Annotated in this window: 14 protein-coding genes; 7 read left to right on the forward strand and 7 right to left on the reverse strand. The window is 70.8% G+C overall.

The window, feature by feature from the left end:
- Positions 1–5: 5 nt before the first annotated feature.
- From AC0L5F_RS15145 to AC0L5F_RS15155, 3 genes are read left to right on the forward strand one after another with little or no spacing between them, the layout of a single operon-like run.
- Positions 6–611 carry a CpaE/TadZ family protein gene (locus AC0L5F_RS15145; protein ID WP_473314251.1) on the forward strand — a complete coding sequence of 202 codons (606 nt, stop codon included), beginning with the start codon at positions 6–8 and terminating at the stop codon, positions 609–611.
- A 39-nt stretch (positions 612–650) separates the two neighbouring features.
- A complete protein-coding gene (locus AC0L5F_RS15150; protein ID WP_473314252.1) occupies positions 651–2,048 on the forward strand; it encodes a wax ester/triacylglycerol synthase family O-acyltransferase in 1,398 nt (465 codons plus the stop codon).
- A 13-nt stretch (positions 2,049–2,061) separates the two neighbouring features.
- Entirely contained in the window at positions 2,062–2,352 is a 291-nt protein-coding gene (locus AC0L5F_RS15155; RefSeq protein WP_473314253.1) for a hypothetical protein, read from the forward strand.
- Here the strand turns inward: AC0L5F_RS15155 and AC0L5F_RS15160 are convergent, their stop codons facing one another.
- From AC0L5F_RS15160 to AC0L5F_RS15180, 5 genes are all read right to left on the reverse strand, one after another.
- Positions 2,353–2,841 carry a DUF2505 domain-containing protein gene (locus tag AC0L5F_RS15160; RefSeq protein ID WP_473314254.1) on the reverse strand — a complete coding sequence of 163 codons (489 nt, stop codon included), beginning with the start codon at positions 2,839–2,841 and terminating at the stop codon, positions 2,353–2,355.
- 9 nt (positions 2,842–2,850) lie between these two features.
- Positions 2,851–3,594, reverse strand: coding sequence for a PspA/IM30 family protein (locus AC0L5F_RS15165; protein ID WP_473314255.1), 744 nt, complete (start codon positions 3,592–3,594; stop codon positions 2,851–2,853).
- A gap of 77 nt (positions 3,595–3,671) precedes the next feature.
- On the reverse strand, positions 3,672–5,576 hold the full coding sequence (locus tag AC0L5F_RS15170) for a TPM domain-containing protein (protein WP_473314256.1): 1,905 nt from the start codon (positions 5,574–5,576) through the stop codon (positions 3,672–3,674).
- 37 nt (positions 5,577–5,613) lie between these two features.
- On the reverse strand, positions 5,614–7,059 hold the full coding sequence (locus AC0L5F_RS15175; protein WP_473314257.1) for a sensor histidine kinase: 1,446 nt from the start codon (positions 7,057–7,059) through the stop codon (positions 5,614–5,616).
- Entirely contained in the window at positions 7,056–7,775 is a 720-nt protein-coding gene (locus AC0L5F_RS15180; RefSeq protein WP_473314258.1) for a response regulator transcription factor, read from the reverse strand. Before AC0L5F_RS15180 ends, AC0L5F_RS15175 begins: the two co-directional genes overlap by 4 nt.
- A 107-nt stretch (positions 7,776–7,882) precedes the next feature.
- Here AC0L5F_RS15180 and AC0L5F_RS15185 point away from each other — a divergent pair, with 107 nt between their 5' ends.
- A complete protein-coding gene (locus AC0L5F_RS15185) occupies positions 7,883–8,707 on the forward strand; it encodes a hypothetical protein (RefSeq protein ID WP_473314260.1) in 825 nt (274 codons plus the stop codon).
- Between the two features lie 22 nt (positions 8,708–8,729).
- Here the strand turns inward: AC0L5F_RS15185 and AC0L5F_RS15190 are convergent, their stop codons facing one another.
- Positions 8,730–9,152, reverse strand: coding sequence for a hypothetical protein (locus AC0L5F_RS15190; protein WP_473314261.1), 423 nt, complete (start codon positions 9,150–9,152; stop codon positions 8,730–8,732).
- Positions 9,153–9,236: 84 nt separating this feature from the next.
- Between AC0L5F_RS15190 and AC0L5F_RS15195 the strand changes: the two genes are divergently transcribed.
- The 3 genes from AC0L5F_RS15195 to amaB all read left to right on the forward strand — a co-directional run bounded on the left by AC0L5F_RS15195 (position 9,237) and on the right by amaB (position 14,078).
- On the forward strand, positions 9,237–11,411 hold the full coding sequence (locus AC0L5F_RS15195; RefSeq protein WP_473314263.1) for a thiamine pyrophosphate-dependent enzyme: 2,175 nt from the start codon (positions 9,237–9,239) through the stop codon (positions 11,409–11,411).
- Positions 11,412–11,490: 79 nt separating this feature from the next.
- Complete coding sequence (locus tag AC0L5F_RS15200) at positions 11,491–12,570, forward strand: saccharopine dehydrogenase family protein (RefSeq protein ID WP_473314264.1); 1,080 nt, start codon at positions 11,491–11,493, stop codon at positions 12,568–12,570.
- A 2-nt stretch (positions 12,571–12,572) separates the two neighbouring features.
- Positions 12,573–14,078 carry an L-piperidine-6-carboxylate dehydrogenase gene (amaB, locus tag AC0L5F_RS15205; RefSeq protein WP_473314265.1) on the forward strand — a complete coding sequence of 502 codons (1,506 nt, stop codon included), beginning with the start codon at positions 12,573–12,575 and terminating at the stop codon, positions 14,076–14,078.
- Between the two features lie 9 nt (positions 14,079–14,087).
- Here the strand turns inward: amaB and AC0L5F_RS15210 are convergent, their stop codons facing one another.
- Positions 14,088–15,218, reverse strand: a complete 1,131-nt coding sequence (locus AC0L5F_RS15210; protein ID WP_473314266.1) for an HNH endonuclease signature motif containing protein — start codon at positions 15,216–15,218, stop codon at positions 14,088–14,090.
- Positions 15,219–15,342: the final 124 nt, after the last annotated feature.

A 15,342-nucleotide genomic window follows, 5' to 3' on the forward strand; every position in this document is an offset into this window, starting at 1 on the left:
TCGTGTTGGGTGACGTGTCCGGGTTGCTGGCCGCGTGCCGGGCCGCCAACCAGGGCCGAGCCGACGAGACCGACCAGCACGCCGAGGTGGTCGAACCATGCCTGCGGCTCGTCAGCGGGCTGCCGCGGGCCGACATGTGGGCCCAGATCAGGCCGAGTGCGTTCGACCTGGTGCTCAGCCGTCTGCGCCAGACGTCCGAGGCGGTGGTCGTGGACTGCGGTCACGGGATCGTGTCGGACGGGCCGGGACCAGCAGGTCGTCACCAGACCACGATCGCCGTGCTCGAACGGGCCGACGAGATCATCGTGGTCGGACGGGCCGAGCCCGTCGGGCTCACCCGACTGGTGCGCGCCCTGCACGACCTCTCATCGGTGGCGCCCGGACGATCGCCGCGGGTGCTGCTCAACATGACCCGCCGATCACTCGGATGGTCCGATCGCGAGGTCAACGCCACCGTGGCCCGACTCACCGGTGTGACACCGCAGGCGCACCTGCCGTTCGACCAGTCCACCTGGGACGCGGCGGCCATCACCGGCCGCACGCCACGGGTTGCCGCGCCCTCCTCGCCCTTCGTGGCTCGCGTGGAGGCGTTCGCCGGGAGCCTGTTCTGACTGGGTGGTAACTTTCTTCGCACCGAACCGAGGAGTGCGATGCAACGGTTGAGCCCGCTGGACGCGATGTTCCTGCATCAGGACAGCCCCACGGTGCCGCGTCAGGTGGCGTCCCTCGCGATCCTCGAGCCCGGCGCCCAGCTCGATCACGACCGGCTGGTCCACGTCATCAACGAGCGCATCGACCTGGTGCCGCGCTACCGCCAGGTGCCACGGTTCGTGCCGGGCGGACTGGGCACCCCGGTCTGGCTCGACGACGAGAACTTCGACATCTCGCTGCACGTGCGCCGCTCGGCGCTGCCCCGGCCGGGCACGCTGGACTCCCTGCACGAGCTGGTCGGGCGGCTGATCGCCCGCCGCCTCGACCTGGACCGTGCCCTGTGGGAGCTGTACCTGATCGAGGGGTACCAGGGCGATCAGCTGGCCCTGTTGTTCAAGGCGCACCAGGCGCTGGTCGACGGCTCGCACACCATCGACCTCGCCCAGGTGCTGCTGGAGGAGACCGCCGCCGAGCGCGACATCCCGCACCAGGACTGGGAGCCCCGCTCGGGGCCCGGGGTCACCGGACTGGTCACCAGCACGTTGCGCCACAACGCGAAGCACCCCGCCGAGGCGCTGCGGGTCACCGAGCACAACCTCGGTCGGCTGGCGCGCAAGCTGCCGGTGATCGGCACCGACGGCTCGGTCCCGCGCACCGTGCTGTCCACCGAGTTGTCGCGGCACCGTCGCTTCGCGACCCTGGCGGCAGATCTCGATCAGTTCCGCGCCGTGCGCGAGGCCCACGGCGGCACCGTCAACGACGTGATCCTCGCCTCGATCGCCGGTGGCATCCGCGGCTGGATGCTCACCCGGGCCGAACCGGTCACCGCCAAGACCAGCTTCCGCGCCATGGTGCCCATGTCGGTGGCTGCCGGTGACGGTCTTCCCACGTCCCTGGGGTCCACCGTGCGCGGCCACCTGCTGTCCCTGCCGGTGGGGGAGACCAACCCGGTCGTGCGCCTGCACCAGGTGTCGTACGCCCTGAAGGACCACCGCGAGACCGGCTCGGCCGTCGCGGCCAACACGCTGGCCAACCTCCCCGGGTTCGCCACCTCCACGTTCCACGCCGTCGGCGCCCGGGTGGCCGACGCAGAATCGGGTCGTGGCCACCAGATCGTCATCACCAACGTCCCCGGACCGCAGGACCCGGTCTACATGGCCGGCGAGGCGGTGGCCGAGGTGTACCCGTGCGTCCCGCTGAGCGGGCATCGCGCGATCTCGATCGGTGTCACGTCCTACCGCAGCAAGGTGTTCTTCGGCATCGTCGCCGATCGTGAGGCAGTCCCCGACGTCGACGTGCTGGCGCAGTGCATCGGCGAGGCGCTGGCCGAGCTGGTCGACACCGTGACATCTCGTTCCAGCCGTGCCCCGCGGGGCCGGCAGCGGCCGCAGCGGTGAGGGAGCAGAGGTCATGAGGGTCTACCTGCCCGTGGGCGCCAGCGAGCTGCAGCGGCTCGAGGCCGGCGACGCCATCGAGGTCGAGGGCTACCTGGCCGCCTCGACCGACGAGGACGACGAGCTCGCCGCCCTGGAGGCCGCCGCGGAGGAGGCGCCCGCCGTGGCGGTCGCCGAGACCGATGACCCGGACGGCCCGATCACGCTGCACGACGTCGAGGCGCTGCACGTGGCCGTCGACGACAGCGGCGACCTCGCGTGGTTCGCCACGCAGGAGATCGCCGCCGTCATCGAGCTGGTGGGCTGACTACAGCTTCGTCATCCCGTACTCGACCTCTTCGTCGAGCGAGGCGACGATGGCCTTGGCCACCTCCGGCTCGATCTTCTTGCCGAGGAACGGGATCGAGACCTTGACGTCGCCGGTGACGACGAAGGTCGCGCCCTTGCCGCCGGGGGCGAGGGTGGCGGTGCCGTTCATCTCGGCCGGCTGACCGATGATGCTGACCTTGACGTCTGCGGTGCGGGTGCCGTCGGCCGCGGGACCGCTCCACTTCTCGGTCTGCTTGACCTTCACGGTGTCGCCGGTGAGCTTCTTGACGAAGTCGGGCATCGCCGCTTCCTGGGTGCGCACGATGGTGACCGAGCAGCCGTCGCCGGACTCCTCGACGGTCACGCTGATGTCCGACGAGTCCTGGTGCTCGCACGACTCGGTGCGGAACGCCTGGTCGGAGATGAGCCCGTAGACCGCTTCCACGTCGGCGCCGGGATAGCTCAGGGAGTGATTGATCTTGGCCATGGGGGTCTCCTACTCGGTGGGGGCTTCGACGGCCGGTGCCGCGCCGCTCTTCAGCTCGGAGAGACGGGCCTCGACCTCGAGGGCGTCGCTGTCCATCTCGAGCTCGGCGAACTGCGAGTCCAGGCTGGACGCGGCGAGCTCTGCCTGGCCGGCGACCTGGGCCTCGACCCGGCGGACCTTGTCCTCGAACCGCGACACCTCGCTGGTGGGGTCGAGCACGTCGATGGACTTGACGGCGTCCTGCACCTGGGCCTGGGCCTCGGCGGTCTTCTGACGCGCCACGAGCTGGTCGCGCTTGGACTGCAGCTCCTCGAGCTTGCCCTTCATCTGCACCAGGCCGGTCTTGAGCTTCTCGACGACCTCGTTCTGCGACGCGATCTGCGGCGCGGCGGACTTGGCCTCGTTCTCGTAGCTGATCTGCTTGCTCAGCGCGACCTTGGCGAGGTTGTCGAACTTGTCGGCCTCGTCAGCCTTGCCCTCGGCACGCAGCGAGTCACCCTTCTGCGACGCGGCGATGGCCTTGGCGCCCCACTCCTTGGCCGCGCGGACGTCCTCGGCGTGGTCGGCCTCGGCCATCCGCAGGTTGCCGATCGTCTGTGCCACGGCCTCCTCGGCGTCGGCGATCGAGTTGGTGTAGTCGCGCACGAGCTGGTCGAGCATCTTCTCGGGGTCCTCGGCCTTGTCGAGGAGTGAGTTGATGTTCGCCTTGGTCAGCTGGGCGACACGGCCGAGGATCGACTGCTTCTGGGTCATCGGGGCTGCTTTCTGTGTGGGCTACCTGGGTGAGACTGTATGACGTTCGGAGGTTCGGAACCAGCAAACCGGAGGGGTCAGAAGCGGCCACCGCCGCCGCGTCGTCCGCGCGATCCTCCGCCGGAGGACCGCCGCGACGACCGCCGAGTGCTGCTGGAGCGTCGCCGCGACGACGAGGACCGGCTGCTCGAGGAGGAGCGTGACGACCCAGAGCCGATGCCACCGAGGATGATCGAGCCGCCGGGGCTCGACGATCCGCGCTGGTCGGACTCCCAGCGTCGTACGTCGGCCTGCGCGCGTCGTTCGGCGTCGTCGGCCCTCTGCTCGGCCTGCGTCAGCATCTCCAGCGAACCGGCCGGGTCGGTCGAGACCAGCTGCTGGGCCCGGTCGAGCAGGCGTGCGGCCTCGGACAGGTGGGTGCGTGCGTCGGCGCCGACCGCGCCGCGACGGGTGTCGATGAAGTCGCTGACGGACCTGACGCGTGACGTCACCCGCCCGAGCGACTCCTGCAGGGCGACGCGGGCCTTCTCGGCCTCGGCTGCCGCCGCCCGCGCCGGCGCGAGCAGGTCGTCGAGCTCGGCTTCGGCGGTCTGCAGCCGCCGCACGGCGTCGAGCGGGTCCCGATCGGGCCGGGCGGCGTGGTCGACGGCCTCGCGGGCTGCGGTCAGTGCTGCCGTCACCGGTGGGTCCGTGACGCCGAGCCGAGCGGCATCGTCGATGTCCTGGGTGATCGAGGTGGTGCGCTCGGCGATCTGCCGTGGTGCCGCTGCGAGGTCGGCGTCGGCGTGGTCGAGGGAGTCCAGCAGCGTGGAGGCCTGGCCGAGCGCCTCCTCGGCCGCCTTGGCCCGCACGACGGCCGTGGCCCGGTCGTCCGCGGTCACGGCGGCCGTCCCCAGGTCGGCCTGCTGGGTGGCCTCGCTAATCAGGTGTTCGGCCTGGTCGACGTTGCCTTCGACCGACCCGAGCGGCACGCCCGGGTGGTCGGCACGCAGCCGCTCCAGCACGGCGCGCGACGTGGTGAGCCGGGCCCGGATCTGCTCGCCACGGTCGGGGATGGCGGCCAGCACGTCGGGCACCGTGGCCTGCAGGTCGCGCAGGGTGTCGAAGGCGGTGACCTGTTCGGCGACTGCTGCCTCGACCCCGGCGCACAGCTGGAGGATCTGCGTGCCGATCCGCTGGTGCTCGTCCGGCGTCTCCGGAGTCGAGTCGTCCAGCTGCTGCCGCAGGGCGAAGGCCGACTGCGTGTCGGTGCGAGCCTGGGCGAGCGCTGCCCGGAAGTCGCGGGTGGCCTCGGTGCCGAACTGCGCCTCGGCGAACGCCAGCTCCTGCTCGGCGGTGGTCAGGGTGTTGTCGGCACTGACCAGCGCGGTGCCGCACCGTTGGTCGAGGTCGCCGGCGTCGTCGGCCGCACGGCGTCGGCTTCGCACGACGAGCGCGCCCGCACCTGCCACCACGGCCGCGCCGAGACCCACGGGGACCCAGGGGAATCCGCCTCCCTGCGCTGCGGCGGTGTAGCCCTGCGCAGCCGCGATAGCAGCTCCGGCCCAGTCCTGCTGACGCAGCTTCGGCAGGATGTCGTCGCGCTCGACCTTCTGCAGGTCGGCGTCCGAGAGCTTCTGTGCGTCGTCGACCGAGTAGCCGAACGCGCGTTCGTCCGTGGCGACGGCGAGCAGGATGTCCTGGGGTGCAAGGTCGGACCGGGTCGCGGATTCGTCGGCCCAGTCCTGCCCGGCCAGGCCGTCGAAGGTGGGGACGAAGACGACGAACAGCTGTTGGCCGGTGGCGTCGAAGTAGTCGTCGAGAGCGGCTCGGACTTCGTCGGTGCGTGATCCGAGCACGCCCGCCGGGTCGGTGATCGGCCCGCTGATGCTCAGGGGGGACTCGGCGGAAGCGGATCCGGCGACCCCCAGCACGGTGGCGATCAGCACGGTGATCACCGCAGCCAGTGACCGGGCGGCCCGACGTGCGCGGTGCGAGGTCACCCGGTGATCATATTCGGGCTGGCGCGGTGAGCGGAAGTCAGCGCGGCAGGGTGACGGCGAACTGCGTCCTGCCCGGCGCGCTGGTGACGGCCACCGTTCCGCCGTGTGCGTGCGCGATCGCCCGGACCAGCGAGGTGCCGAGACCCGCGCCGCCCGACGCCCGGGTGCGGGAGGAGTCGCCGCGGGTGAAGCGGTCGAAGATCGAGGGGAGCAGGGCGGCGTCGATGCCGGGGCCGTCGTCGGTCACGGTCAGCGTGACGGTGGCGTTGTCCGCGGTGAGGGCGGTGTGCACGGTGCTGCCGGCCGGCGTGTGGTTGGTGCCGTTGCGCAGCAGGTTGGTGATCAGCTGGTGCAGGCGTTGCTCGTCGCCGTCGAGCGTCACGGGCCCGTCCGGCAGGTCCGAGGTCCAGGTGCGGTCCGGGTCCACCACCGACGCGTCCTGCACGGCCTCGGCGACCACCCGGGTCAGGTCGACCCGCGTGCGCTGCAGGTCCCGGCCCGCATCGAGGCGTGCGAGCAGGAACATGTCCTCGACCAGACGGGTCATGCGACCGGCCTCGGCCTCGACCTTGCCGAGCACCTGGCCCAGCTCGTCCGGGTCGGTCATCTCGACGCGGCGCACCAGCTCGGAGTAGCCCTTGATGGTCGCCAGCGGGGTGCGCAGCTCGTGCGAGGCATCGGCGAGGAACTGCCGCGCCTGCTGCTCGCTCTCGTGGCGCGCCCCCAGGGCGGCCTCGACGTGTCCGAGCAGCTGGTTCAGGGCCTCACCGACCTGGCCCACCTCGGTGCCGGGGTCGGTCAACGACTCCGGGACGCGCGACGTCTCGCCGACCTCGCCGGAGGCCAGGTCCAACGAAGTGACCTCGTGCGCCGTGGTCGCGACCTGCCGCAGCGGACGCAGCTGGCGACGGATCAGGGACCGGCCGGCGACGGCGGCCGCCACCACGCCGAGTCCGGCCAGCACGAGCTCCCACACGATCAGGGTCGCGACCGTCTCGTCGACGTCGCGGGTCGGCACGCCCTGGACGACCACGGCGTTGCCGCGGGTGGTGGCGGCCGCCACCCGGAAGGAGCCGTACCCGGGAACGTCGATGGTGCGAGGTGGTTGCGCAGGTTCGATGTCGGTCAGCGCTGCGAGCGCCGTGGCGTCGAGTGACCGCAGACCGCCGGCCCGGGTCACCCGGCTGCCCAGGGAGGCACCGTTCGGCCCGATGAGCGCGCTGATGCTGCCCTCGACGTTGCCGCGCGGATTGGGCAGCATGCCCGCCGGGCCCGGTCCGCCGATGCCGCTCGGACGCTCGCCGCGGATCGCGGTCTGCGTGCGACCGAGTGACCGGTCGAGGTCGTCGTCGAGCCGGTTCATCAGGTACGAGCGCAGCACCACGGTGGTCGTGAGCGCGATCAGCACGCTGACGATCGCCACGAACGCCACCACGGTGGCGATCAGGCGACCGCTGAGGGACGCGGGCAGGAGGCGTCTCACTCGGCCGGCTTCAGGACGTAGCCGGCACCACGCTTCGTGTGGATCATCGGTGGGTCGTCACCGGCCTCGATCTTCTTGCGCAGGTAGGAGATGTACAGCTCGACGACGTTGGCCTGGCCGCCGAAGTCGTACTCCCACACGCGGTCCAGGATCTGCGACTTCGACAGCACCCGGCGGGGGTTGCGCATCAGGTAGCGGAGCAGCTCGAACTCGGTGGCGGTCAGCTCGATCTCCCGGTCGCCGCGGTGCACGTCACGGCTGTCCTCGTCGAGGACCAGGTCGCCCACCCGCAGCACCGAGCTGGACCGCTCCGCCGCCACGCCGCTGCGTCGCATCAGTCCGCGCAGGCGCGCCACGACCTCCTCGAGGCTGAACGGCTTGGTCACGTAGTCGTCGCCGCCGGCGGTCAGGCCGGCGACCCGGTCCTCGACGGCGTCGCGAGCGGTGAGGAACAGCACCGGCACGTCGGGGGAGTGGACCCGGACCCGGCGCAGCACCTCCATGCCGTCGAAGTCCGGCAGCATCATGTCGAGCACGATCGCGTCCGGGGCGGTGTCCTTGGCGCTGGTGACCGCGGTGCGCCCGGTGTGGGCCATGGTGATGTCCCAGCCCTCGTACCGCAGCGCCATCTGCAGCAGCTCGGCGATGTTCACCTCGTCGTCGACGACGAGCACGCGCAGCGGGCTGCCGTCCGGACGGGTGAGGGTGTCGTTCATGACACCAGTGTCCTCGGTCGAGCCTGTGCGTGGCTGGATCCTTGCTGTGAGTCACCTGTGAGCCGGAAATGGCCACGCGGCGGCGTCCTCCGTCGCATCATGGGCAGATGTCCCTGCGCGCCGCACTCGTCGTCGCCCTCGCGGTGTCGACGCTTGCGGCCTGCGGGGCCGCGGTCGAGTCCCGACCGCTGCCCGACGGGGTGACGGTCACGATCGACCAGAGCCGCACGGAGCGCAAGAGCCGTGTCGTCTTCCTGCGCGTGCACAACGGGACGTCCCGCGACATCACGGTCACCTCGTTCCGGCTGACCTCGCCACGGTTCTCGCCCTTCACCTGGACCGGGCCGGAGGTCGTCACCGCCCCCTACGAGGCCGATCTCGAGTTCGAGATGCCGCGCGGCGAGTGCGGCGAGGGGATCGATGCGCGCGTCACGCTCGACTACACGACGGGTGGTCAGCGCTACGAGTCGACGGTGCGTCCTGACGACGTCTACGGTGCTGCCGGCCTGCTGCTCGACCGTGACTGTGCGCAGCAGACCCTGGAGGAGGCCGCCGACCTCAGGCTCGGCGACACGAGTGTCAGCGGAACCGGCCGCGACGCGGTCCTCAGCCTGCCGATCACGGTCACCCCGACCGGTCGGCGCGACGACGTGACGCTGGTGGGATTCGACTCGACCGTCCTGTTCGCGCAGGCCGCCGGTTCCGACGACGCCGTCGACCTGCCGTTGACCGGTGGTCCGACCCGGCTGGTGATGAAGCTGATCCCCGCGCGGTGCGATCCGCACGCGCTGGGGGAGGACAAGGTCGGCACGCTCATCCCGGTGCAGGTCCGTGCTCCCGGACTGCCCGAGAACTCCTCGTACTACCTGCCGATCGGTGCCGAGCGCCGGTCAGCCCTGTTCGCGTTCTTCTCGCTGCACTGCGGACTCTGACGCCCGTCCGTGCGGAGGTCGGTCAGAACAGCAGGTCGAGCAGGCCGGTGAGGGGATCGGACGGTCCGCTCGGTGACGGGCTGGGCGCCGACGTGGTGCCCTCGGTCGGCCTGGGCGACGGTGGCGGGCTGGTCGGCGGCTTCGGCGACGAGCCGGTGGCCGGCGCGCGGGGCGTCGTCGTCGGTGCCGAGACCGGCTCCGGAGATGAGCTGTCACGCGTGGGTGCGTCGGCCGTCGGGGACGAACGATCCGGAGTCGGTGTCCGAGTCGGGGAGGACGTCTCGGGCGAGGAGACGGTCGGAGCCGGTTCGTCGAGGCCCGGTGTGGTGACGACGTTTCCGGCCTCGATCTGCTGATCGCCGGAGGTGAAGGTGATGACGGTGGCGGCGGCGACCGTGACGATGACGGACGTCGCCACGACCTTGCTGATCCTGGTGAACCGCACGGAGGGCTCCTCGCGGGTGGGGGCGCCGACGTGGGAGCGTCGACATCTCGAATAGATCCTAGACCGAGGTGGCACAGTGTCCCCATGCGGCAGGCGATCGACGACCACTTCCTGGCGGAGGTCGATCGGTGGCGCACGGCTCCCGAAGGCGCGTCACGGCGCGCCGACGCCATGGGTGGGCAGGTGGCTCCAGGGCGGCTGATGGCGCTGTTCGAGGCGCAGCTGCAGAGCAGGCACCTGGACTTCGCCGCCCGCTGGCTGTTCGCCGAGGGCGAGGGCTTCTACACGATCGGCTCGGCCGGCCACGAGAGCAACGCCATCGTCGCCTCGGCGCTGCGGCCGACCGACCCGGCGCTGCTGCACTACCGCTCGGGCGGCTTCTACGCGGCGCGGGCGCAGCAGGTCCCCGGGTCCACCCCGATCTCCGACGTGCTCCACAGCCTGTCGGCGTCGGTGCTCGACCCGATCTCGGGCGGCCGGCACAAGGTGTTCGGCCACCCGGACCTGTCCGTGATCCCGCAGACGTCGACGATCGGCTCGCACCTTCCGCGTGCCATGGGTCTGGCCTTCTCGCTGCCGCGCGCGCACCAGCTCGGTGCCGACGCGCCCTGGCCGTCCGACGCGGTGGTGGTGGCGAGCTTCGGCGACGCGTCGGCCAACCACTCCACCACCGTCGGCGCCCTCAACGCCGCCTCGTACATCGCTCGACAGGGCCTGCCGATCCCCCTGCTGCTGGTGTGCGAGGACAACGGACTGGGCATCAGCACCCCGACACCTCGGGGATGGATCGCCGACGTGCTGTCGCGGTACCCCGGCATCTCGTACCACGCGGCGGACGGCACGGCCCCGGCCGAGGCGACGGTGACGATGGATCGGGTCGCCCACCGGGTCCGCACGTCGCGGCGACCGGCGATCGTCCACCTGCGCACGGTGCGCTTCATGGGCCACGCGGGGTCGGACGCCGAGCTCGGCTACCGCACCCCGGCCGCCATCGCGGCCGATCACGACCGTGATCCGCTGCTCGCCACGGCTGCCACGCTGGTCGCCGAGGGGCAGGTCAGCCCGGACGAGGTGCTGCAGCAGTACGAGGCGATGCGGACCCACGTGATGGACCAGGCCGCTCGAACGCGCGGAACGGAACGGCTGGCGGACGCCGGGGCCGTCATGGCGCCCCTGACCGACCGACACTCTCGCGCGGTGCGGCTCGCTCTCGCCGACCAGACGGCCACGGAGCCGGGGCTGACGCTGGCAGGCGCGATCAACGCCACGCTGGCCGACATCATGACCCGTCGGCCGCACAGCGTGCTGTTCGGCGAGGACGTGGCCGTCAAGGGCGGGGTCTACGGCGTCACCCGTGGGTTGCGCAAGTCGTTCGGCGCGGCCCGCGTGTTCGACTCCTTGCTCGACGAGCAGACGATCCTCGGCACCGCGCTGGGCGCCTCGCTGGCCGGTCTGCTGCCGATCCCCGAGATCCAGTACCTCGCGTACCTGCACAATGCCGAGGACCAGCTGCGCGGCGAGGCGGCGTCCCTGCGGTTCTTCTCCGCCGGCCAGCTCGGCAACGGCATGGTGGTGCGGATCGCCGGTCTGGCGTACCAGAAGGGGTTCGGCGGGCACTTCCACAACGACAACTCGGTCGCGGTGCTGCGCGACATCCCGGGTCTGGTCCTCGCCGTTCCGGGCCACCCCGACGAGGCTCCCGAGCTCTTGCGCACCTGCGTGGCCCTGGCGGCGGAGGAGGGCCGCGTGTGCGTGTTCCTGGAGCCCATCGCGCTCTACCACGAGCGCGACCTCGAGCCGGGCGACGGCGCCTGGGTCACCTGCGGTCGCACCGACCCGGATCGTGATCCGCTGGGCACGGTGTCCATCCACGGTGACGGCACGGACCTGCTGCTGGTCACGTTCGGCAATGGCGTGCGCATGAGCCGCCTCGCGGCGCTCGAGCTCGAACGCGCCGGAATCGCCTGCACGGTGCTGGACCTGCGCTGGCTCTCACCGCTGCCCGTCGACGCGCTGGTGGACCACGCGGGGCGCTTCTCCCACGTGCTGGTCGTCGACGAGACGCGGCGCAGCGGCGGGGTGGCCGAGGCCGTCGTCGCGACGCTGGTCGACCACGCCCACCCGGGCACCCTGGGCCGGGTGGCCAGTCGTGACTCCTACATCCCGCTCGGCCCGGCCGCACACCACGTCCTGCTGTCGGTCGACGACATCGTGCGGGCCGGAACGACCCTGCTCGGAACAGCCCGGAGATCCCACTAGGGTGAGCGTGACGCCGGTCACCCCCGGCGCCACCGCATCCGTCGGCGCGCGATCCGCGCCGGTTCCCAGGAGGTCTGTCGTGTCTCGCATCATCCATCAGGTGGCCGTCTTCGGTCTCGGCAAGGTCGGCGAGCTGGTCGCCGTGCTGCTGCAGGAGTCAGGGTTCAAGGTCGTCGGTCACGACGCTGCCCCCCGGAACGTCGGATTCGAGACCAAGGCCGTCGACGTCACCGACGCCGAGGCGCTGCGCGAGGCGTTGCGCGGCTTCGACGCCGTGGTGTCGTGCCTGCCGTACCACCTGAACATCGACGTGGCCGAGGCTGCGCACGCTTCCGGCACCCACTACTTCGACCTCACCGAGGACGTCCCCACCACCAACCGGGTCATCGAGCTGTCCGAGCAGAGCAGCGACGTCGTGTTCGCCCCGCAGTGCGGCCTCGCGCCGGGACTGATCGGCATCATCGGCGCCTCGATCGCTGCAGGCTTCGACCAGATCCGTTCCATCGAGCTCAAGGTCGGCGCCCTGCCGCAGAACCCCACGGGCCTGCTCGGCTACGCCGTCAACTGGTCGGCCGAGGGCGTCGTCAACGAGTACCTCAACGACTGCGAGGTGCTGCGGTCCGGCCACCGACAGATGGTGCCGGCGATGACCGAGAAGGAGCGGGTCTTCATCGGAGGCATCGAGCTGGAGGCCGCGCTCACGTCGGGCGGGCTCGGCACGATGTGCCAGACCTACGAGGGGCGTGCCACGCGTCTGGACTACAAGACGCTGCGCTACCCCGGTCACTTCCGGCAGATGCACTTCCTGTTCGACGAGCTGAACCTGCGCGAGGAGCGCGAGCTGGTCGGTCGACTCGTGGTCGACGCCAAGCCGCCGGTCAACGACGACATCGTCTACCTGCACGCCGCGGTCGAGGGCGTCAAGGACGGCCAGCCGTTCCGCGAGAACTACGTGCGCGGCTACCGCCCCATCGAGATCGCCGGCCGCACGTGGCGCGCCATCTCGTGGACGACGGCCGCGTCGATCGTGTCCGTCGTCGAGCTGGTGTCCGACGGGCGGTTGCCGCAGAGCGGTTTCATCAAGCAGGAGGACATCGCGCTGGCCGACCTGTTCGCCACCACGGCCGGCGCCCGTTTCGAGACCCTGGGAAGGGTGTGAGCATGAGCACCACGAGCACACGAGCACGCGAGATCCTGGCGACCCTGGGTGCCGGGGACCCGTTCGAGGACTCCGGCGACCTGACCTGTCGCTCGCCCATCGACGGCGGCGTCATCGGGACGCTGCGGTCCCACACGCCGGAGCAGGTCACCGAGCAGATCGGCCGCGCTCAGGCCGCGTTCGAGCAGTGGCGCACGGTTCCGGCGCCGATCCGCGGCCGCATGGCGCGCGAGCTGGGCGAGCTGCTGCGCGAGCACAAGGACGATCTCGGTGCCCTGGTGTCGATCGAGGCCGGCAAGATCGTGTCCGAGGGTCTGGGCGAGGTCCAGGAGATGATCGACATCTGCGATCTCGCCGTGGGACTGTCGCGCCAGCTGACCGGTCTGACGATCGCCACGGAGCGTCCCGGCCACCGGATGATGGAGCAGTGGCACCCGCTGGGCGTCATCGGTGTCATCTCGGCGTTCAACTTCCCGGTGGCCGTGTGGTCGTGGAACGCGGCGCTCGCGTTCGTGTGCGGCGATGCCGTGGTGTGGAAGCCGTCGGAGAAGACCGTGCTCACCGCCCTGGCCTGCCAGGCGCTGGCCGTCGAGGCTGCCCGTCGCGCGGGTGCGCCCGAGGGCCTGTCGTCGGTGATCGTCGGTGACCGGACGGTCGGCGAGGTCATGGTCGACGATCCGCGCGTGCCGCTGGTGTCGGCCACCGGGTCCACCCGGATGGGTAAGGAGGTCGCGCCGCGCGTGGCCGCTCGCCTCGGGCGCACGCTGCTGGAGCTCGGTGGCAACAACGCGGCGGTGGTCGCACCTTCGGCTGATCTGGATCTCGCCGTGCGCGGCATCGTGTTCTCCGCGGTGGGCACGGCCGGCCAGCGGTGCACCTCGTTGCGCCGCATCATCTGCCACGAGTTGATCAAGGACGACCTGGTGGCCCGGCTGAAGACGGCCTACGAGACGCTGCCGATCGGCTCGCCGTTGGATCCGTCGACGCTGGTCGGACCCCTGATCGACGAGCCGGCGCTGGATGCGTTCGGCGCCGCGATCGCCCAGGCGCAGGCCGATGGCGGCACGTTGGTCACCGGCGGGGGACGTGCCGAGGTGGACGGTGGCGGGTTCTACGCCCGGCCGGCGATCGTCGACATGCCCGCGCAGACCGACATCGTCAAGGCCGAGACGTTCGCGCCCCTGCTGTACGTGCTGACGTACAGCGACCTGTCTGAGGCGATGGTGCTGCACAACGAGGTCACGCAGGGCCTGTCGTCGTCGATCTTCACCCTGGACGTCCGGGAGGCCGAGACCTTCGTGTCGGCCGTGGGATCGGACTGCGGGATCGCCAACGTCAACATCGGGCCGTCGGGTGCCGAGATCGGTGGTGCGTTCGGTGGCGAGAAGGACACCGGGGGAGGCCGCGAGTCCGGCTCGGACGCGTGGCGCAGCTACATGCGGCGCGCGACCAACACGGTGAACTACTCCACCGAGCTGCCGCTGGCCCAGGGCGTCGAGTTCGTCTGAACCGTCGCGTCAGGCGGCGTGCTGGGCGGGTTCGGCGGGGGCGGTGCGGCCGCTGGGCAGGGTCCAGGTGATGACGTCGTGTGACTTCATCTGGTGGTGCCGGCTGCAGAGTGGCCAGAGGTTCGCCCCGTCGGTGGGTCCGTGGGGCCAGGGTTGTCGGTGGTCGTACTCGCACCGGTCGGCTGGTGTGGTGCAGGTGGGTGCTTGGCAGGTGCCGTCGCGGAAGGTGATGGCCTTGCGGAGGGTGTCGGGTGCGAAGCGGCCGGCGTAGTGGTGTTCGAGGGTGTTGCCGGCGGCGTCGGTGAGCAGCTTGTGCCAGAACGGGTTCGCGGTGTCGTCGGTGATCCAGTGTGCGGGGACGATGAACGTCCCGTCCGCTGCGACCGCTGGTTCGTCGGTGAGTCCGACCAACGTGGTGGCGGGGACCACGACGGCGATGTCGGCGCCGATGGCGGGTTGGCCGGTGTCGGTGGTGGTGGTCCAGGAGGCGAGCAGGTCGGCCCGCCTCTGGGCGATGGTCCGTTCGTCGTGCTCGAAGGCTCGGGCTTCGCGGTCGAGCCTCTTGTCGATCGCAGCGGCCATGTGTGATGGCAGGTAGGCCGACAGCCAGGCCATGCCGTCGTCGACGTGCTCGACCACGACCCGCCGTTCGGCCCGTTGGGTCTCGGTCCGCTCGTTGGCCAGGTCGGCCTCGACCCGGGCGACGAACTTCTTGAGCCAGGTCTTGAGCTCGATGCTGGTGTGGTCGGCTGCGTAGGCGACGACCCGGTGGTCGAGGCGGGTGATGGACTCGGGTCGTTGCAGGCGTCCGATGGTGTCGCTGATCAGCTGGGCGCGCCGTCCGTCGAGGACGCCGTCGGCGAACGCGGCCCAGACGGTGGGGGTGTGGTCGCGGAGGCGTTCGGCGGCGGTCAGGATGCGGTGGACCTGGCCCTCGGAGAGGTTCAGGGTGTATCCGATGTCCAGGGCGATCGATCGCAGTTGTGCTTGGCGCAAGAAGTGCTCACTGGTGTGGGAGTACTCGGCCTCGAGGGCTTCGTTGTGGTCGAGGACAGCGGCCCAGGCGGCGTGCTCGGCGACCGCGGCAGCACGAGTCGCGGCGACCAGCCGGATCTCGGTTTCTGCCTGCGATTGCTGCATGTTTCCAACCTAGAACACCCCTGTGACACTCCACCTTTGTCGACCACAGATGTCCACAACCGGTCGTGCCGGGCGGTGAAGATGTCGTCACCAGGGCAATACAGGCGGGCTTGCCGAGTTCCTC

The sequence above is a fragment of the Aeromicrobium sp. 10G20-16 genome, assembly GCF_055809665.1.

What these genes read in the sequence shown, in the direction of transcription:
- AC0L5F_RS15150 (WP_473314252.1), top strand. Translation starts at nt 651, where the DNA reads ATGCAACGGTTGAGCCCGCTGGACGCGATGTTCCTGCATCAGGACAGC.
- AC0L5F_RS15155 (WP_473314253.1), top strand. Translation starts at nt 2,062, where the DNA reads ATGAGGGTCTACCTGCCCGTGGGCGCCAGCGAGCTGCAGCGGCTCGAG.
- AC0L5F_RS15160 (WP_473314254.1), bottom strand. Translation starts at nt 2,841, where the DNA reads ATGGCCAAGATCAATCACTCCCTGAGCTATCCCGGCGCCGACGTGGAA.
- AC0L5F_RS15165 (WP_473314255.1), bottom strand. Translation starts at nt 3,594, where the DNA reads ATGACCCAGAAGCAGTCGATCCTCGGCCGTGTCGCCCAGCTGACCAAG.
- AC0L5F_RS15180 (WP_473314258.1), bottom strand. Translation starts at nt 7,775, where the DNA reads ATGAACGACACCCTCACCCGTCCGGACGGCAGCCCGCTGCGCGTGCTC.
- AC0L5F_RS15185 (WP_473314260.1), top strand. Translation starts at nt 7,883, where the DNA reads ATGTCCCTGCGCGCCGCACTCGTCGTCGCCCTCGCGGTGTCGACGCTT.
- AC0L5F_RS15195 (WP_473314263.1), top strand. Translation starts at nt 9,237, where the DNA reads ATGCGGCAGGCGATCGACGACCACTTCCTGGCGGAGGTCGATCGGTGG.
- amaB (WP_473314265.1), top strand. Translation starts at nt 12,573, where the DNA reads ATGAGCACCACGAGCACACGAGCACGCGAGATCCTGGCGACCCTGGGT.
- AC0L5F_RS15210 (WP_473314266.1), bottom strand. Translation starts at nt 15,218, where the DNA reads ATGCAGCAATCGCAGGCAGAAACCGAGATCCGGCTGGTCGCCGCGACT.